The sequence below is a fragment of the Pandoraea oxalativorans genome (assembly GCF_000972785.3).
GTDB lineage: Bacteria > Pseudomonadota > Gammaproteobacteria > Burkholderiales > Burkholderiaceae > Pandoraea > Pandoraea oxalativorans.
The window spans coordinates 1,183,415-1,201,951 of record NZ_CP011253.3 but is presented as its reverse complement, the minus strand read 5'-3'; the positions used below and the strand labels follow the sequence as shown (position 1 = coordinate 1,201,951).

Below are 18,537 nucleotides of genomic sequence, written 5' to 3'. Positions count from 1 at the left end.
CTCGCAGGCCGAAGGATGCGCCGGCCGTGGCGCATCGCGAGGTCGTCGGCAAGTGCCGACCGCTCAGGCTGCCGTGCTATCGTCCGCTTCGAGCGGCTTGGCAGCCGAAGCCGCCTTGCCGTTCGAGGTCGACGCTGCCGGTGCGGGAGCCGACTCCGTCGAATCAATCGACTTGCCAGCCGAGACCGGCTTCGCCACCGGTTTGGCCGAGCTGACGATCACCGGCGCTTGCGGCTCGTTCGGCGAGACCTTGCGTCCCATGGACACGCCACGCAGTCGATCGCGCTCGGCGAGCACCTTTGCACCATAGCCACCGTCACCGGTGCTGGTCGACCCGACATACAGACGCAGACCGCCCGCGAGCGAACCGCCACGTGCGATGCATTCCTTCAGGATCAGTGCACCGACCTTGATATTGGCCAGCGGGTGCAGTGCAGCTTCCGGACCGCCGAAGTATTCAAGCTTGTCCTGATGCACTTTCGACATGACCTGCATGAGGCCTTGCGCACCGACGGTGCTCTCGGCATACGGGTTGAAACCCGATTCGATGGCCATCACGGCGAGCAGCAGCAACGGATCGAGTCCGACTTCGTTGCCCGTCGAGTAAGCCGCGCGCACGAGGTTACCCGTCACGTCGCCCGCCACGCGATAGCGGCGCGCGAGATAGTCGGCAACGGCAATCTGTTCACGCGTATCGAGCACCTTGGTGGCGCGCGCATCGGCCGCCACACGTTGGTTCGGAATATACGCCGCGAGGACAGCGGCCGACGGCACGTGCTGCGCCGCTTGCGCCATCATCGTCGAATCCGACGCCGTGCCTTGTGCGACGATGCCGCCGTTGGCGCCCTGGCCAGCCGCGCTGGCCGTACCGGTGGCTGCTTCAAGCAGCGGACCCACGCGCGACGCCATATCGGCGCGCCACGTCGGTCGAGCCCACAGCGCCAGCGTACCAACCACGGCAACGAGGCCAAGCGCGCTGGACGTGTACAGTCCAAAACGACCGCCGTGCCAGGCCAGGCGACGCCAATCGCGGCGAGCCACGGCTACCGTTGCCGCGCCGCGCGCGCGAAGCGCACCGAACACGGCCAGTAGCCAGGGTGATAAACCAGACTTCTTCATACTACGTACTCCGGTTACGCCGTCACCACGGGGTGGCCCCGGGGCGTAAGGAAGTAAGCCGGTATGCCCGCCAGGCATCCCGTTAAGCGCTTACTTACGGCATATGGAAAGAGGCGGTGCATCGTGTTGTCATGGACGATGCCGCTACCGCCGCAGCGCGCCGACCTGTTCAGGTCTCTGGCGCTGACGAGCTATCGCTCGCGCTGCTTCCTAAAACACTGGTTTCCCAACCTCAGTGAGAAAACCAGCCACTGAAAATCCACGTCGATGTTGTAGTTGTCGCTAAGCTCGAGCGGGTCGGCCTACCCGTCATCGAAGCCGCCTTTCTGGATTCAACGGGCGGATTGTAGCAGTGATATATAATCCGTCAATACTATTAACAGTCAAAATCATTACCAAAAGTAATTTGTAACGCCTGTTTTGCCGTGACGTTTTACTGCCTTGGCCGGTAAAATGCCCTGCCCCACCCCGCGTTTACAAGGGTGTCACCCCGACTTTCACGCGATTCAAACGCCCGTTCGATCCAGGCGTATGAATTTCGTAAAAATTTTTGGTAACGGTTTGTTTCATGAAATATCTCGATCTTCGTGACTTCACCGCGCAACTGGAGCGATCCGGCCAGCTTCGTCGCGTAGACGTGCCGGTCTCGCCGGTGCTTGAGATGACAGCGCTGGCCGACCGCGTGCTCAAAGCCGGTGGTCCGGCCCTGTGGTTCGAGCAGCCGACCGGTCATGACATGCCCGTGCTGGCCAACTTGTTTGGCACCCCTGAACGAGTGGCACTGGGAATGGGGGTCGAGCAGGGCGAGAACGCCCTCGGCTCGCTGCGCGATATCGGCCGTCTTCTCTCGACGTTAAAGGAACCCGAGCCGCCGCGCGGGCTGAAGGACGCAGGCAAGTTGTTCGGCATGGCCAAGGCCGTGTGGGACATGGCCCCGAAAGAAGTCAGTAGCCCGGTGTGTCAGGAGATCGTCTGGGAGGGCGACGACGTCGACCTCTCCCGTCTGCCGATCCAAACCTGCTGGCCCGGCGACGCAGCGCCGCTGATTACGTGGGGACTGGTCATCACCAAGGGCCCGCACCGTAAGCGTCAGAATCTCGGCATCTATCGTCAGCAGGTCATCAGCCGCAACGAAGTCATCATGCGCTGGCTCGCGCATCGCGGCGGTGCGCTGGATTTCCGCGAGTTCGCACAGGCGAATCCGGGCAAGCCATTCCCGATTGCCGTCGCCCTCGGGGCCGACCCGGCGACCATGCTCGGCGCGGTCACCCCCGTGCCCGACACACTCTCCGAGTATCAATTTGCTGGCTTGCTGCGCGGCAGCCGCACGGAACTGGCGAAGTGCGTGACGCCCGGACTGGAGTCGCTACGCGTGCCTGCCCGCGCCGAGATCGTGCTCGAAGGCTTTATTTATCCGTCCGAACAACCGCCTATCGTCCCCGAATGCGCACCGCCGCCGCCCTCGCGGGGTGCGACCGCCGGTTACGAACATGCGCTCGAAGGCCCTTACGGCGATCACACCGGCTACTACAACGAGCAGGAGTGGTTCCCGGTGTTCAAGATCGAGCGTATTACGATGCGCCGCAACGCCGTCTATCACTCGACTTACACGGGCAAGCCGCCCGATGAGCCGGCTGTCCTGGGTGTGGCCTTGAACGAAGTCTTCGTGCCGCTGCTGCAAAAGCAGTTCCCGGAAATCACCGACTTCTATCTGCCGCCCGAGGGTTGCAGCTACCGAATGGCCATCGTCCAGATGAAGAAGGCGTATCCGGGCCATGCCAAGCGCGTGATGTTCGGGGTGTGGAGCTTCCTGCGCCAGTTCATGTATACGAAGTTCATCGTCGTGGTGGACGAAGACGTCGATATCCGTGACTGGAAGGAGGTCATCTGGGCGATCACGACACGTGTCGACCCGACGCGCGACACCACGCTCGTCGACCAGACCCCTATCGACTATCTCGATTTCGCCTCGCCCAAGGCCGGGCTGGGCTCGAAGATGGGGATCGACGCGACCAACAAGTGGCCGGGCGAAACTTCGCGCGAGTGGGGGCGTCCGATCGAAATGACCGCCGACGTCGACGCGCGCATGGCTGCTCTATATAAGGATCTCGGCCTGTAAAACCGGCCACCGACTCCGCGTCATGCCCAACGCCGGCGGCCATCAGGCTGTCGGCGTTTGTGTTTGCGCGCAATGCACGCTGCACGTCACGAACCCTCTCCATCAATAGAGTAAGCTGGCATCCGAAAGACAGATAAGCCGTATCCGTTTCCGTCCCCCGGGTCGGCGCGAACTCCCCCCGAGCGCACCGGCCGGTCATCGAAAGGAGCTAATCGTGTCCTCATCCCGCGCCTCCCACACCGCCCACGCGTCGGCCAAGTCACATCCCGCGCTGGCTCGCCTCAAAGATCCCGACCTGCTCAAGTCCAGCGCCTACATCGACGGCGACTGGACGCAAGCCGACTCCCACGCCACCTTCGCGGTCAACGACCCGGCCACCGACGCCGAAATCGCGCAAGTTGCCGATCTCGGCGCGAAGGAAACCGAGCGCGCACTCGTCGCCGCCGAAACCGCCCTGCCCGAGTGGCGCCGCAAAACCGGCAAGGAGCGCGCCCGCATCATGCGTCTCTGGTTCGATCTCATCATGGCGGCACAGGACGACCTCGGCGCCATCATGACGGCAGAACAAGGCAAGCCGCTGTCCGAATCCAAGGGTGAGGTCGCGTATGGTGCGTCGTTCATCGAGTGGTTCGCCGAGGAAGCCAAACGCATCGACGGCGACGTACTCGCCTCGCCCGAAGGCGGCAAGCGCCTGCTGGTGCTCAAACAACCCATCGGCGTGTGCGCGTCGATCACGCCGTGGAACTTCCCCATCGCGATGATCACGCGCAAGATCGCGCCAGCCATCGCGGCGGGCTGCACCATCGTGGTCAAACCGGCGCGCCTCACCCCGCTGTCTGCGTTGGCTCTCGCCGAGTTGGCCGACCGGGCCGGGTTGCCCAAGGGTGTGTTCAATGTCGTGACGTCGAAAAACTCGTCGGACGTGGGTAACGCGCTGACGTCCAGCCCGCGCGTGCGTCACCTCTCCTTCACCGGCTCGACGCCGGTCGGCGCGAAGTTGATGGAGCAATGCGCGTCCACCATCAAGAAGGTGGCGCTCGAGCTCGGCGGTCTCGCGCCGTTTCTGGTATTCGACGACGCCGACGTCGATGCCGCCGTCGAAGGTTGCATCGCATCCAAATTCCGCAACGCAGGACAAACGTGCGTCTGCGCCAACCGCATCTACGCACAGGACGGGATTTACGACGCCTTCGTCGAAAAGCTCACTGCTGCGGTGAGCCGCCTGCGCGTGGGAAATGGCTTCGAGCCGGGGGTGGCGATCGGCCCGCTCATCGAGGATGCCGCCATCGCCAAGGTCGAGCGTCACGTCGAGGACGCAGTCGCCAAGGGCGGACGCGTCACCGTCGGCGGCAAGGTGCTGCACGGCCGCTTCTTCGAACCGACCGTCGTGGCCGACGCCAGCGCCGACATGCTCGTGGCACAGGAGGAGACGTTCGGCCCGGTCGCGCCCGTCTTCCGCTTCAAGGACGAAGGCGACGGCATCCGGCTGGCGAATGCATCCGACTTCGGACTGGCGTCGTATTTCTTCGCGCGCGACGTAGGCCGCGTATGGCGCGTGGCCGAGGGCATCGAGGCCGGCATGGTCGGCATCAACACAGGCCTCATCTCGAACGAAGTCGCGCCATTCGGCGGGGTCAAGCAATCCGGCTTGGGCCGTGAGGGGTCGAAATACGGCATCGATGAGTACCTTGAGATGAAGTATCTCTGCCTCGCGGGGATGTGAAAAACATCTGACCCCTTAACAATTGGTAAAAGTTGCTTTTCCCACGGCGTGAGCCACGCTCTCACTGGGTCGCGCGCATTTCGACCTAACGTCGCCGAACCGGACGCCATCGTGGAAACGTTACAAAGTCCCACAGATGGGGTCCGGCTCGGGTAGAATCGCGCTTTTTTCGCGAACCGCGACTCCGACCCCAATTCGTCCGACACAAGGGCCAATTGCGGTGTGACGTCGGAGGCCGGTGCAGTGTCGCGAAGCCGATCAACAGAAGTCGCGTCCGTCAGCGCCTCCCCCCGCCGTCATGCTCCTTGTGATGGCGACGGCCTGACGGCCGTGTCCGCCCTCGCGCAATGCGTCGCTCGCTCTCTGCGGGCGTCTGCTTGTCACCTCCCGGGCGTGGAGTAGACATCTATGGATAACAATCAATCTCTCATGCGCAACATCGGGCCGTTCGCCCTGATGTTGACCGGTCTCGGCTCGATCATCGGCTCCGGCTGGCTGTTCGGCGCCTGGAAAGCCGCCAAGATCGCCGGACCGGCCGCCCTTTTCGCCTGGCTTATCGGCGCCGTCGTGATCCTCGCCATTGCCCTGACGTACGCCGAGCTCGGCGCGATGTTCCCCGAGTCGGGCGGCATGGTCCGCTACTCCCGTTACTCGCACGGCAGTCTCGTCGGCTTTATCGCCGCCTGGGCCAACTGGATCGCCATCGTGTCGGTCATTCCGATCGAAGCCGAAGCGTCGATCCAGTACATGAGCACGTGGCCGTACGACTGGGCGCACGCCTTGTTCGTGGACGGTACGCTCACCACGAGCGGGCTGGTGCTATCCGCTCTGCTCGTGATCGTCTACTTCATGCTGAACTACTGGGGCGTGAAGCTGTTCGCACGTGCCAACACGGCGATCACGCTCTTCAAGTTCGCGATTCCTGCGCTGACCATCGCCGGTCTGATAATTGCCGGCTTCCATCCGGGCAACTTCAACATCGCCGAGCATGGCGGCTTCGCGCCGAACGGCATGTCGGCGGTGCTGACCGCCGTTGCCACATCCGGTATCGTGTTCGCGTTCAATGGCTTCCAAAGTCCCGTGAACCTCGCCGGTGAAGCGCGCGATCCGGGCCGCAGCATTCCGTTTGCGGTCGTCGGCTCGATCCTGCTCGCGACCGTCATCTATCTATTGCTGCAAGTCGCATACATCGGCGCGCTCTCGCCGGAGCAACTGGCGGGCGGCTGGCACATGGTGAGCTTCAGTTCGCCGTTCGCCGAACTGGCGATCGCACTGGGTCTGAACTGGCTGGCGATCGTGCTGTACTTCGACGCGTTCCTCAGCCCGAGCGGCACAGGCACGACGTACATGGCCACCACCAGCCGAATGATCTACGCGATGGAGCGCAACCGCACGTTGCCCGCCATCTTCGGTCGTGTACACCCGCTGTACGGTGTACCGCGCCAGGCGATGTGGTTCAACCTCGCCATCTCGTTCATCTTCATGTTCTTCTTCCGCGGCTGGGATTCGCTGGCCGCCGTGATCTCGGTGGCGACCGTGATTTCGTACCTCACCGGCCCGATCAGCGTGATGTCGCTGCGTCGTTCGGCACCGGAGATGCACCGTCCGCTGCGCCTGCCGGGTCTGCCGCTGATCGCGCCGTTCGCGTTCGTCTGCGCCTCGCTGATCCTGTACTGGGCCCGCTGGCCGCTGACCGGCCAGATCATCGTGCTGGTGGTCGTGGCGCTGCCGGTGTACTTCTACTATCAGGCAAAGGACAAGTGGCAAGGCTTCGGGCGCGACCTCAAGGCCTCGTGGTGGCTGATCGGGTATCTGCCGTGCATGGCGCTTTGCTCGTATATCGGCAGCAAGGAATTCGGCGGTCTCGGTCTGCTGCCCTATGGCTGGGACATGGTCATCGTCGCGGTGCTGTCGCTCGCGTTTTACCAGTGGGGCGTGAAGGCTGGCTGGCGCACGCCGTACCTGTCGGAAGAGCGTGAGAACGACGCCGCCAGCATGGAAGGTATGCCGACGCTGTCGCACTAAGCGTTAGAATGCTTCACACGAAAAGCCCGCCAATCGGCGGGCTTTTTTCATTGTGACGAAGCGCCGTCAACCGGCTTACCGGTGCGCCCGCCGCCGTTCGATGAACAGACTGTTGCCGAGCGCGCGCTTGGCCATCTTTTTGGCGTCGGCAGCGGCGGCCGAGACTTCCACATGTGACGGAAAGCTCTCCGGCGTGACCGCAACCACGCCAATCGACAGACTCGTGATCGGATGGAAGATGACCATGCCGCGACGATCCTCCGCCTCGAACCCGCCCGCCGCGATCTGATCCGGGTGAAAGTACTCCGTCACCGCTTCACCGAAGCGCGTAAGCGCTTCGCGGCACCGGGCCTCCCAATCGGGGCTGCGGAACAGAATCAGGAAGTCGTCGCCGCCGATGTGCCCGAGGAAATCGCGCTCGGGATTGCGCACCGCCATCAGCACGCGCGCGACCAGTTGAATCAGGTCGTCGCCGCGCCGATAGCCGAACACGTCGTTAAACGGCTTGAAGTTATCCAGATCGACGTAACAGGCGTGGAACGACTGACGCTCCCCGATCATGCGATCCATGTAGTCGTCGATGGGCACGTTGCCCGGCAGCAGCGTCAGCGGGTTGGCATAGCGCGCCGCATCCAGCTGCATATCGGTGATATGACGCATGAGCGCATGCCCCTGCGCCACGCCGAAATAACGCCCCTGATCCGTGACGATGAAACCGGCCGCGATCTGACGGCTCGCCCCTTCCGCAATCATCCGGCTCAGATCCTCGACGCGCGCCGCCTTGTCGAACGTGAGCGGTCGCGGCTCCATCACGGCCGAGCACGGCTTGCGCCCGTACAATTCGCGCGTAAACGGTCGTGCAAAGCGCCCGATCAGCGACGCCCGCCCGATCAGCCCAACCGCGCGCTCGCGCTCCACCACCGGCAGCACTTCCAACGCGGGATCGCTCTCGAAGCGCGCCATGACATCCTCGCTGCGCGTGTCCGGCGAGACGGGAGCGACATAGGACGCAATGCGCTCCAGCGTGACATTCCCCGCCCCCAACTGACTCGGTTGCTGATGGACGTAGGCACGGCGCTCGTTCACCACTTCCTGCACACTCGCGGTGATGGCGCGCTGCGGCTGCGCTTCGGGCCGCGCAATGAAATACCCCTGTCCAAGGAAGATGCCCAGATCGCGCACGACCTGAAGCTCCTCGGCATGCTCGATGCCTTCGGCAATGACCCGAGTGCCGCTCGTCTCCGCGATCTGACGCATCGAGCGCACGAACTGAAGTTTGACGGTGTCCGTGTCGATGCCGTCGACGAAATGCCGGTCGATCTTGACGTAGTCCGGCCGCAGCTCCGACCACAGACGCAAGCTCGCATAGCCCTCGCCCATGTCGTCCAGCGCCACTTCGAAGCCCAGCGCACGGTAGGCGGCAAGCGACGCGCGTGTGCTCGCCAGATCCAGCGTTGGCGCGTGTTCGGTCAGTTCCAGCACCACGCGCTCCGGCGCAAGCCGGAACGACTGAAGCATGGCGAATGTCTCGTCCAGCCCCAACGATTCACTCACGCCGCCGCCAGGATGTGCACGCGTGACCGGACCGATGTTCAGGAACAGGCGTTCGGGCAAGTCCTGCTCGACGAACTCGCGCAGCACCGTACGTCGACAGGCAAGTTCGAGCGGCCCGCTCACGCCGTGACGCCGCGCCGCAGCGAACAACGCAATCGGCGAATGAATCGACGTGCCCGCAGGCCCACGCACCAGACCCTCATAACCCGCAACTTCGGACGTCCGAAAATCGACGATGGGCTGGAACACGCAGGTCAGGCCGATGCCTTCGCACAACTCGGCGAGCAGCGACGCTTCATCGGGTTCGACGTAAGGAGCGGACGCGGAGGACGAGGTAGAGAGCGCGGACGCTGGCTGCGCATCGCGCGCGGTCGCGGGAGCGCCAAAGCGATCCTGCGGACGTATCCCGGCAACTCCGGCAGGCGGGAGAGGGTTCAACTGAGACTCCGTAAGTCGGTGCGGCGCGCCGGCATCATGCAAACAGCTGTACGTTATGCGGGCATGTGTCGGGCACACTCATACGCACCGGGGCATCTTTGCTTCGATGTGCCCCGATGAAGTCTCACCCGTTCCCCGTGTTTCACGTGCGGTCGCTGCTCTCTGGCCCATATCCGCGTCTTGTGACGGTGCCCGTGGGCACCCTCTTTTACTTGGCACTCAGGCTATCGCCGCTATTTGACAAAACCGTGACAGCACCGGAATTGCAACAAATGTCGACGCCCGCGCCCGTCTCCCGCTACGCGGGAATCCGTAGCCTGACGGAGGGGTTCGCGCCGCACAAGGACGAAAAAAAACGGCAACGCCGCAAAGCGTTACCGTCGTTCGTCAGGCGCAACCGGGCGGTGCGCCGCCGAATCGTCCTGAAACTTACCAGGCCGTCACAACCGAGCCGCCGAACTTCTGCTCGATGAATGCCTTCACTTCCGGCGAGTGGTAGGCCTTGATCAGCTTGGCGACCCACGGCTTGTTCTTGTCGGCCGAGCGGATGACCAGCACGTTGGCGTACGGGCCGTTCGCGTCTTCGATCGCGATCGAATCCTTCTTCGGGTTCAGACCGGCTTCCATCGCGAAGTTGGTGTTGATGACGGCCACGGCCACGTCGTCGAGCGAGCGCGGCAGTTGGGCAGCGTCCAGTTCCACGAACTTCAGCTTCTTCGGGTTCTCAGCCACGTCGATGGGCGTCGCCTTCAGACCTGCGTCGGCGCGCAGCTTGATCAGGCCCTGCTTTTGCAGCAACAGCAGCGCACGGCCGCCATTGGTCGGATCGTTCGGCAGGGACACCTTGTCGCCCGTCTTCAGATCGGCCAGCGACTTGATCTTCTTCGAGTAAATGCCCATCGGGAAGATCACCGTCTTGGCGATCGATTCGAGCTTGTAGCCACGGTCCTTCACCTGCGCGTCGAGGTACGGCTGGTGCTGGTAGCTGTTCACGTCCAGATCGCCCGACGACAGCGCGGCGTTCGGCTGCACGTAATCGCTGAACTCGATGACCTTGAGGTTCAGGCCGTCCTTGGCTGCGACCTTCTTCACTTCGTCGAAGATCTGAGCGTGCGGGCCGCCCGTCACACCCACCTTCAGGTTGATGGCGTCAGCGGCAACCGCAGGCGCCGCAAATTGCGTTGCGAAAACCGTGGCGGCGCCAACACCGGCCAGCAGCTTGAAAATCGTACGACGTTGCATGAAAAACCTCGCGTGTGTGAATGAAGTGCCGGTTCGACCGGCCACCGTTGTTATGTGGGAATTACTTGTGGCTCAGACGCCGCACCAGCCAGTCGCCGAACGTCTGCACCAGTTGCACGAAAACGATCAGAATCAGCACCACGGTGATCATCACTTCCGGTAGGAAGCGCTGATAACCGTAGCGGATGCCGAGGTCGCCCAGCCCGCCGCCGCCAATCGCACCGGCCATTGCCGAGTAACCGACCAGGCTCACGAACGTGATCGTCAGACCGGCGACGATGCCGGGCAACGCCTCGGGCAGCAGCACCTTCATGACGATCTGGCCAGTCGTCGCGCCCATCGATTGGGCGGCCTCGATCAGGCCTCGGTCCACTTCACGCAGCGCGGTCTCCACCAGCCGCGCCACGAACGGGGCTGCGGCGATGGTGAGCGGCACCACGGCGGCCATCGTGCCGATGGACGAGCCGACGATCAATCGCGTGAACGGAATCACCGCGACGAGCAGAATGATGAACGGCGTCGAGCGCACGGCATTGACGAGGATGCCGACAACCCGGTTGGTCGGCAGGTTCTGCAACACGCCGTTGCGGTCCGTCAGATACAGCAGCACGCCCAGCGGCACGCCCACGACCGCACCGATCAGGCCGGAGATGCCGACCATGATCAGCGTCTCCCAGAACGACGAGACGAACAGATCGAACATTTCACTCCACATGGCTCAGCTCCTCAACGACAACGCCCTGACTGGCGAGGAACGCCATGGCTTCGGCCACGCGGGCCGGGGTGCCGCCCGCCATCACGGCGAGCGATCCGAACGCCTGCCCCTGGATCTCGTCGATCTGGCCATGCAGGATATTGAAATCGAGTTCGTAGCGGCGAATGGCCTCGGAGAGCAGCGGCTGGTCCACGCCCGCGCCGGAGAACGCCAGACGATACAGATGGTCGTGACCGTTGCCGATGCGCGAGGCCACACGCTGGCGCACGCCCTCGGGCAGTTCCTGCGCAATCACGTCGCCGATCAGCGCGCGGGTGACTTCATGGCGCGGACGCAGGAACACGTCGATCACCGCCCCCTGCTCGACCACGCGGCCGGCGTCGAGTACGGCCACACGGTCGCAAACCTGCTTGATGACTTCCATCTGGTGCGTGATGAGCACGACCGTCAGACCGAGTTCACGGTTGATGCGCTTGAGCAGTTCGAGAATCGAGCGGGTCGTCTCGGGGTCGAGCGCCGAGGTGGCTTCGTCCGAGAGCAGCACTTGCGGCTCGCTCGCAAGCGCACGGGCGATGCCCACGCGCTGCTTCTGACCGCCTGAAATCTGCGACGGGTAGCGATCCTTCTGCGCCGTGAGGCCCACGAGTTCGAGCAACGGCAGCACCTTCGCACGAATGTCTGCGGCCGGCATGCCTGCGAGTTCCAGCGGCAACGCTACGTTCTGGTAGACGGTGCGCGAGCTGAGCAGGTTGAAGTGCTGGAAGATCATGCCGATGCGACGACGCGCCTGACGCAATTCGTCGGACGATAGCGAGGTCAGATCCTGACCGTCGACCCGCACCGAGCCGTCGCTGGGACGGTTAAGCAGGTTGATGACACGCACGAGCGTGCTCTTACCGGCGCCGCTTCGGCCGATAATGCCGAAAACTTCGCCGCGCTCGATCGACAGGCTGATATTGGAAAGCGCGTCGATCGGCCCCTTGGGCCCAGCGAAGCGCTGGGTAATGTTCTGGAGTTCGATCATGCAAAAAAATAGCAGCCCACTGCCCAAATTTCCCGAACAGTGCCGCCGCCAAGACTCTATTTAGCGCAAAGGCAATATTCTAGCCCATGCGCCTAAATAGTTGAAAATAATAAAATTTGATCTCTTTATACTGGTTTTCGCAGATAGAGAGCGCAGGCCTCAGGCCCGCCGCTCGTTGGCAAAATCGTCGAGCACCCTGATGACTTCGTCGAACTCCAGGGACTTGTCGAAAAAGTGCCGTACACCCAGTTGCTGGCAGCGCTTGCGGTAGGTCGCGAGCGCGTAGTTGGTCAGCACGATCGCCATCAGCTTTTCCAGCATGCCTTTACTGTGCAGGTACGACAGCACGTCCATGCCCGAGCCGCGCCGCAACTGGATATCGACGATGACCGCGTCGAAGGAATCGTTTTCAAGGGTACGGACCGCGTCGTCGGCCGTCTCCGCCACGCCTGTCACTTCGAGCATCCCGCTCGATCCGAGCGCTTCGGACAGACTCTCGCGAATCACCGCCGAATCTTCGATCAGCAGCACCTTGAGGGGCGCACGCGTCCCTGTCTGCGTTGCTGCGTTCTCGGTTGACATGAAAGCCTCTCTCAACTGATCAAGCCATTCTTGAGCGCGTAAAGCGTCAGGTCGGCATTGGTTTTCAGGTGCATCTTTTCCAGCACGCGCGCGCGATAGGTACTGACAGTCTTCACCGACAAATGCAACTCGTCGGCGATCTCGGTCGGCGTGCGGCCCTGCGCCAGCTTGCAGAACACCTGAAATTCGCGCTCCGAGAGTTGTTCGTGCATCGGTTCGTCAACCGGCTTGTCGAGCTTCTGCGCCAGCAGATCCGCCGTCACCTCGCTCACATAGCGATGACCGCGCGCCACCGTGCGGATCGCCCGAATGATCTCCTCGGGCGCGGCATCCTTCATCAGATAGCCGTCGGCACCGGCGCGCAGCAGGTTGACTGCGTATTGCGCTTCGGGATACGTGGACAGGAACAACACGCCCTGCTCGGGTCGCAACTGTTTGATCACGCGCAGGGTGTCGATGCCGTTCTTGTCAGGCATGGCGATATCCAGCAGCACGACATCGAATTCGGTTTCGCGCACGGCACGAATCACCTCGTCCCCGCTCGCGGCTTCGCCCAGCACCTCCATGTCCGACTCGTCGGCAATGAATTGCTTGAAGCCGGTACGAACGATGGCGTGGTCGTCGGCAATGAGGATTTTTATTGTCAGTGACATCTAAGCTCCAGAGACTGTCCCCGTCGGCCTCCTGGCCGCGCTTGAATGAATTCGGTGCGCGCGCCATGGCCTTCACTCCCGGTCGAGCAGATCCCGCATATCGTCGGCATGCTCCTCCTCGACCGCGAGGATTTCTTCGAGCAAGCGACGGGTTGTGGTATCCCGGTCGCCCAAATAATGAATCATCTCGCGGTAACTCTCAATCGCTATACGCTCGGCGACGAGGTTTTCGCGAATCATGTCGCGCAGGGTGTTACAAGTGACGTACTCGGCGTGGCTACGCGAGGTAAGCGTATCCGGCGAGAAATCCGGCTCGCCGCCCAGTTGCACGATACGCGCCGCGATGCGATCCGCGTGATCCTGCTCCTGCGTGGCGTGCTCGGCGAATTCGGCGGCCACTGGCTCGGCATGGATGCCTGTCGCCATGAAAAAATGGCGTTTGTAACGCAGCACGCAGACCAGTTCGGTGGCGAGCGCATCGTTGAGCATGTGCACGACCGCGTCGCGATCGGCCCGGTAGTCTTCCGTGACGGCTCCTTCGTCCAGGTGCTCACGGGCACGCTCGCGCAGGGCGCGAACGTCGATTTCGAAATCCTCTCCCGCGTGCTGGCTATGACCATTACCGGTCATCGCGTGCTCGGACTGCTTGGCGTGCTGTTTAGCTTGCTTGGCGGTGTGCATCTGCGAATTCTCCTGTAGCGGTTTGGCGCGTTTGCCGGGTTGGGTGAACGTCATTGCCATTTCTCACGCCGAATATGGCGAAGGGCGGCTCGGGCCGCCCTGCGTTCCCTGACGGTCTCTATCGTCGGACCACCCCGAAGAGCAGCGTGACCAGGAAGATCACCAGGAAGATGAAGAACAGAATCTTCGCGATTTCAGCCGCGCCAGCGACGATTCCCGTGAAACCGAAAACCGCGGCGATCAACGCGATCACGAAGAAAACAACGGCATAGTGAAGCATCGCAACCTCCTTGAATGTCGATGGCCCGTTAGCGCATGTGGCATGCGCAGCGCGAACCCCTTGCCGCGAGCCACATGACGATGCTGCGGCGCGAGACACCACTGCGCCGCAGCGTGCTTCTAGTCGACGATTTTCTTGGCGACGGTCAGGCCAAGCAGCAAGAAAATCACGAACAGCACCAAGAACAGCACGAACAGTATCTTCGCGATCCCGGCGGCGCCGGCGGCGATCCCGGTAAAGCCCAACAGGCCTGCCACGATCGATACCAGCGCGAACAACAAAGCCCACTTCAGCATGGCGTTCTCCTTGGTTTCATGTGTCGTTTCCCGGAGACTTCTGGCTCCCGGCGGCGGGCGCACTGCCTTGTCAGGCGGTACGCCAACCCGGGGGCGCTGAATGAATAGTAGAAAAACGCCGCTCGCAGGAATGCCCGCGCGGCGCTGGTTTTTGCGTAGGAATTTGCTGACAATTGCCCGGATGGTGCGATTTTCGCCGTATGATCGAAGCACTCCCCGCAATCAACGGTCATCCACACTCCGCCAATGCCCCGATTTACGTCCTGGTTGCGTCGCCGAAGCTGGATCATCGCCATGATCGCTGCGATCGTCATCACGGTTGGCAGTCTGATCGGTCTGGAATCGGCGCACCACCGCCTCGCGTCCACCTACGAAGCGGCGCTGCAAAACATGACCGCCGCCAATGAACTCAATGAGATCATCGCGCGCACCTCGACGGTGGTGGCAAGCCAGCGTGGCTATCTGCTCACAAACGATGTGGGCTATCTGGATCCCTATCTGTCGGCCGTGCGACGCATTCGCGATCTCTCGGCGCTCATCATCCAGCACTACCAGGACGTGGGCGACGATCAGGCCACGCGCGATTTCGCGCGCGTCATGACCCTGTTCTCCGAGCGCATCACGGCGATGGACACGGCACGATCCGCCGTGACGCAGGGCCAGATGACGATGGAGGAAGCGTTGTCACCGGCCCATCTCGGCCTCGGGACGATGGAATCGGTCCAGACCGGCATTACCGACCTCTATAACCGCGAGCTGGCCCGCGCCCGCACAGCGCAGGACAACGGCCGCTTCGATCAGGCGATCTCGGCGGTCAGCGCCGGCGCACTGTCGGTACTGACAATTCTGCTCTTCATCCTGTTGTTCCGCTTGCTCGGCAAGCAGATGCGTCAGGAACAACTCGCCCGCGACCAGTTGCACGAGCAGCAGGCTCACCTTGACAGGCTCGTGCGTGAGCGCACCGAACAACTCGACGAACTGGCCACCCACTTGCAGAACGTCAGCGAGGACGAGAAGACGCGTCTGTCACGGGAATTGCACGACGAACTCGGCGCGATTCTCACCGCCTGCAAGATGGATGTCACGTGGGCGCATCACAAGCTGCGCAACGTCGATCCTGTAATTTCCGAGAAACTTGCGCGCGCGCAACGCAATCTCGATTCCGGCATTCAGACCAAGCGCCGCATCATCGAGAACCTGCGTCCGACCGTACTGATCAACTTCGGCCTCGTCACCGCGCTGCGCTCGCTCGCGGAAGAAACGGCCGATCAGCAACACTGGCAACTCGATCTCGATCTGCCCGAGGAAGACTTCGCATTGCCCGAGTCGACCGCCATCGTGCTGTTCCGCGTAGCACAGGAAGCGCTGACAAACGCGGGCAAATACGCGCGCGCGACTACCGTACGGGTCGCCCTCGCGTGCGACGAGCAGCGCGTGCGCCTCGAAGTGATCGACAACGGCATCGGCCTCACGCAGGACCAGTTCAACAAGCCCAAAACGCACGGCCTGTTCGGCATGCGTCAGCGCGTCTCGGCCAAGGGCGGACGTATCGACATTCACTCGCTGCCACAGCGTCTGGGGACTGAGATTCAGGTCGTGCTGCCCTTGTGCAATCCAGCCGATGCGCTGGATATCGCGACCGAAGTCACCGAAAGCACCGTCTCCGCGCAATCGGGCGAGGCATCGTCCGACGGCAAGACGACCGAGTCGTCGAACGCGACACCTTCGCGCGACAGCGCCGGCACTACCGGCACGACTGACGCCTCGCAGCCTCCCCGCCCCCCGGTCGGAATGCACTGACAGCGCAACCCGACTCCGCCTACACCGCGTTGCCCTCGCGGCTGACAGCGCAAACACTTCGCACTCCCTACCATGGAATCACCTGCCGACGCCCCGAAGGGCGCGGATTGTGGGCTTCCGTGCGCACACCGTGCGGTGTGCGCCAGATAACGGAATCGCGGACTCCCCGCAGAAGCACCTGAACTAACCCAACACTGAGGAGTGGTTTATGAACTCGGATCTGATCAAGGGCAAGTGGAACCAGCTCAAGGGCGAAGCGAAGAAGCAGTGGGGCAATCTGACCGACGACGATCTGCTGAAGATCGAAGGCAATCGCGACAAGTTCGTCGGTGTGATTCAGGAGCGCTACGGCAAGGCCAAGGCCGATGCCGAGAAGGAAGTCGACACCTGGAACAACCAGCACAAGCTCTGGTAAGCCAACGGCACTCGCGTGAGCCAGGCCGACCGGGAGGTCGGGCTGGCGCCTCCCCCCTCGCGCGTCCTATGCGCTTCGGACGACATCATCTCTCCAAGGAGAATTCAAAATGAAACGATTGATCGCCATCGCACTGCTTTCGGGCTTCGCACTGGGCCTGGCCGGTTGCAACACTATTCACGGCGCAGGCAAGGACGTTGAAAAGGGCGGCGAAGCCATTCAGGGCGCGGCCGACCGCAACAAGTAACGCGGCATCGGCCGGTGCGCACCCACACCGGCGCGCAGCACCCGGCAGCATCGACATCCCCCCGATACGCGACGCGCGGCGCATGACGCAATCGCCATGCCGTCCGGGCGTCGCCCCAACGCTCGCCCAATCCCCAGACTAGGAGGACTTTGAGATGTCACATCGAATCGCTATGAACGTCCTGACCTGCGCCTGCATCGCGGCGGCAGGCATGTTCGGCACAACGGCGGCCAGCGCCGCCGATGCCGCGGCCAAGGACCGTTACGACGCCGCCCAGAAATCGGCCGAAGCCGACTACAAGGCCTCCGCTGCGCGTTGCGACGACATGAAGGACAACGCGAAGAAGATTTGTGTGGAAGATGCGAAGGGCAAGGAGAAGATCGCCAAGGCCAACGCGGAAGCCGACTACAAGCAAACGCCGAAGGCCCGTTACGATGCCGCCATCGCCAAGGCCGACGCCGATTACAGCGTCGCCAAGCTGCGTTGCGACGACAAGAAGGGCAACGACAAGGATGTGTGCGTGAAGGACGCCGACGCCGCCAAGACCAAGGCCTACGGTGATGCCAAGGTCATGCGTACGAGCCGCGAATCGTCCAAGGACACCGTGGAGGCGCGTCAGGACGCCAACGCCGATGCCAACAAGGCCCAGTACAAGGCCGCGATCGAGCGTTGCGACAGCCTGACGGGCAATAGCAAGGACAGCTGTGTGGCGGACGCCAAGTCGCGCTACCACCAGTAAGGCACCGTCGATATCGATTGGAACGACAGCAGGTTTAGCAGGGAGGAGGAGGCGTCACGGACCGTCACTACGGGTGTGCGCCGGACGTCGGCACCGGGCGAATGTTGCGCAAGCGGCATTCGCCCGGTGTTTTTGCGCCACAGGCCGGGGCGTCGCATGTAAATGAATGTAACAAGTGTCGCGCGACACGCGCGGCGCACCGTCTTCCGCCGCTTGGAGCGATGTCAACCGAAACGAGCGCAAAGCGTTGATTTTGAATAGAATAGAGGCCTGATTTTCACGTTTGGCGGCCGCTTTTCTACGCCCGAACGTTCCCCACACCGGATGGCTTCGCATACTTTGCAACAATTGCGTCGCGCCCGCGTTTCGGAACTTCAGTAAAGTAAAGCCAGAGAATCTGACGAACCAGGGTGCCGGCGGGCACCAGGCGCGTCGAACGGCATGGTGCCGCTCGGGCGCTGTCATCAGTACGCTGCCAAGTCCGCAGGAGAAATGTCATGAAAACCAAGTTTGCCGCCCTTGCTATCGCCGGGGTCGCGCTCGCCGCGGGTGCGATCGGGACGGCGCAGGCACACGTTTCGGTCGGTATCGGTATTGGCGTACCGCTGATCGCACCGGCGCCGGTCTATGCACCGGCACCGGTCTACGTTGCGCCGCCTCCGCCGGTCTACGTTGCACCGCCGCCCGTTTATGTCGCCCCGGCCCCCGTCTACTATGGTCCGCCCCCGGCATACTACGGTCGTCCGTACGGTTACGGCGGCTACGGCCGCGGTTACTGGCGTCATGGCCGCTGGTACGGGTATTGATCGACGGCGCCCCGTCCGAACGCCGAAACGAAACGCGCCGCCGACTGAGAAGTCGGCGGCGCGTTTCGTTTATGAGGAA

General features: G+C 62.6%; 18 protein-coding genes. 8 read left to right on the top strand and 10 right to left on the bottom strand.

The features are described 5' to 3' along the window. Positions 1 to 63: 63 nt before the first annotated feature. A complete protein-coding gene (locus MB84_RS05510; protein WP_084009620.1) occupies positions 64 to 1,119 on the bottom strand; it encodes a lytic transglycosylase domain-containing protein in 1,056 nt (351 codons plus the stop codon). A gap of 568 nt (positions 1,120 to 1,687) precedes the next feature. Between MB84_RS05510 and MB84_RS05505 the strand changes: the two genes are divergently transcribed. From MB84_RS05505 to MB84_RS05495, 3 genes are all read left to right on the top strand, one after another. Next, positions 1,688 to 3,238 carry a UbiD family decarboxylase gene (locus MB84_RS05505; protein WP_046291046.1) on the top strand — a complete coding sequence of 517 codons (1,551 nt, stop codon included), beginning with the start codon at positions 1,688 to 1,690 and terminating at the stop codon, positions 3,236 to 3,238. Positions 3,239 to 3,452: 214 nt separating this feature from the next. Next, positions 3,453 to 4,961 carry an NAD-dependent succinate-semialdehyde dehydrogenase gene (locus MB84_RS05500; protein ID WP_046291045.1) on the top strand — a complete coding sequence of 503 codons (1,509 nt, stop codon included), beginning with the start codon at positions 3,453 to 3,455 and terminating at the stop codon, positions 4,959 to 4,961. Between the two features lie 408 nt (positions 4,962 to 5,369). Continuing rightward, positions 5,370 to 6,986 (top strand): APC family permease, encoded by a 1,617-nt coding sequence (locus tag MB84_RS05495; protein WP_046291044.1) that lies wholly within the window; start codon positions 5,370 to 5,372, stop codon positions 6,984 to 6,986. A gap of 75 nt (positions 6,987 to 7,061) precedes the next feature. On the opposite strand, the gene MB84_RS05490 is transcribed toward MB84_RS05495, so the two are convergent. From MB84_RS05490 to MB84_RS05450, 9 genes are all read right to left on the bottom strand, one after another. Continuing rightward, positions 7,062 to 8,978, bottom strand: a complete 1,917-nt coding sequence (locus tag MB84_RS05490) for a GGDEF domain-containing protein (RefSeq protein WP_245725487.1) — start codon at positions 8,976 to 8,978, stop codon at positions 7,062 to 7,064. Between the two features lie 429 nt (positions 8,979 to 9,407). Next, positions 9,408 to 10,220 carry a MetQ/NlpA family ABC transporter substrate-binding protein gene (locus MB84_RS05485; RefSeq protein WP_046291043.1) on the bottom strand — a complete coding sequence of 271 codons (813 nt, stop codon included), beginning with the start codon at positions 10,218 to 10,220 and terminating at the stop codon, positions 9,408 to 9,410. Between the two features lie 61 nt (positions 10,221 to 10,281). After that, positions 10,282 to 10,935: a methionine ABC transporter permease gene (locus MB84_RS05480; RefSeq protein WP_046291042.1), complete on the bottom strand. Its 654-nt coding sequence runs from the start codon at positions 10,933 to 10,935 to the stop codon at positions 10,282 to 10,284. Then, on the bottom strand, positions 10,925 to 11,959 hold the full coding sequence (locus MB84_RS05475) for a methionine ABC transporter ATP-binding protein (protein ID WP_046291041.1): 1,035 nt from the start codon (positions 11,957 to 11,959) through the stop codon (positions 10,925 to 10,927). Before MB84_RS05475 ends, MB84_RS05480 begins: the two co-directional genes overlap by 11 nt. Before the next feature lie 159 nt (positions 11,960 to 12,118). Then, a complete protein-coding gene (locus MB84_RS05470; RefSeq protein ID WP_046291040.1) occupies positions 12,119 to 12,541 on the bottom strand; it encodes a response regulator in 423 nt (140 codons plus the stop codon). A gap of 11 nt (positions 12,542 to 12,552) precedes the next feature. Beyond that, complete coding sequence (locus MB84_RS05465) at positions 12,553 to 13,194, bottom strand: response regulator (RefSeq protein ID WP_039400349.1); 642 nt, start codon at positions 13,192 to 13,194, stop codon at positions 12,553 to 12,555. Positions 13,195 to 13,266: 72 nt separating this feature from the next. After that, a complete protein-coding gene (locus MB84_RS05460) occupies positions 13,267 to 13,824 on the bottom strand; it encodes a ferritin-like domain-containing protein (protein WP_046293442.1) in 558 nt (185 codons plus the stop codon). Between the two features lie 169 nt (positions 13,825 to 13,993). Further along, the gene (locus MB84_RS05455; protein ID WP_046291039.1) at positions 13,994 to 14,155 is read right to left on the bottom strand and encodes a DUF1328 domain-containing protein; all 162 of its coding nucleotides are present in this window, start codon (positions 14,153 to 14,155) and stop codon (positions 13,994 to 13,996) included. Positions 14,156 to 14,274: 119 nt separating this feature from the next. Then, positions 14,275 to 14,451 carry a DUF1328 family protein gene (locus MB84_RS05450; protein ID WP_046291038.1) on the bottom strand — a complete coding sequence of 59 codons (177 nt, stop codon included), beginning with the start codon at positions 14,449 to 14,451 and terminating at the stop codon, positions 14,275 to 14,277. A gap of 294 nt (positions 14,452 to 14,745) precedes the next feature. On the opposite strand from MB84_RS05450, the gene MB84_RS05445 reads away from it, so the two are divergent. From MB84_RS05445 to MB84_RS05430, 5 genes are all read left to right on the top strand, one after another. Next, a complete protein-coding gene (locus tag MB84_RS05445; RefSeq protein ID WP_169834984.1) occupies positions 14,746 to 16,251 on the top strand; it encodes a sensor histidine kinase in 1,506 nt (501 codons plus the stop codon). A 208-nt stretch (positions 16,252 to 16,459) separates the two neighbouring features. Continuing rightward, positions 16,460 to 16,666 (top strand): CsbD family protein, encoded by a 207-nt coding sequence (locus tag MB84_RS05440; RefSeq protein ID WP_039400354.1) that lies wholly within the window; start codon positions 16,460 to 16,462, stop codon positions 16,664 to 16,666. A gap of 109 nt (positions 16,667 to 16,775) precedes the next feature. Next, positions 16,776 to 16,913 (top strand): entericidin A/B family lipoprotein, encoded by a 138-nt coding sequence (locus MB84_RS28830; protein ID WP_039374867.1) that lies wholly within the window; start codon positions 16,776 to 16,778, stop codon positions 16,911 to 16,913. A 172-nt stretch (positions 16,914 to 17,085) separates the two neighbouring features. Next, positions 17,086 to 17,652: a hypothetical protein gene (locus MB84_RS05435; RefSeq protein WP_046291037.1), complete on the top strand. Its 567-nt coding sequence runs from the start codon at positions 17,086 to 17,088 to the stop codon at positions 17,650 to 17,652. A gap of 497 nt (positions 17,653 to 18,149) precedes the next feature. Then, positions 18,150 to 18,458, top strand: a complete 309-nt coding sequence (locus MB84_RS05430) for a hypothetical protein (RefSeq protein ID WP_046291036.1) — start codon at positions 18,150 to 18,152, stop codon at positions 18,456 to 18,458. Positions 18,459 to 18,537: the final 79 nt, after the last annotated feature.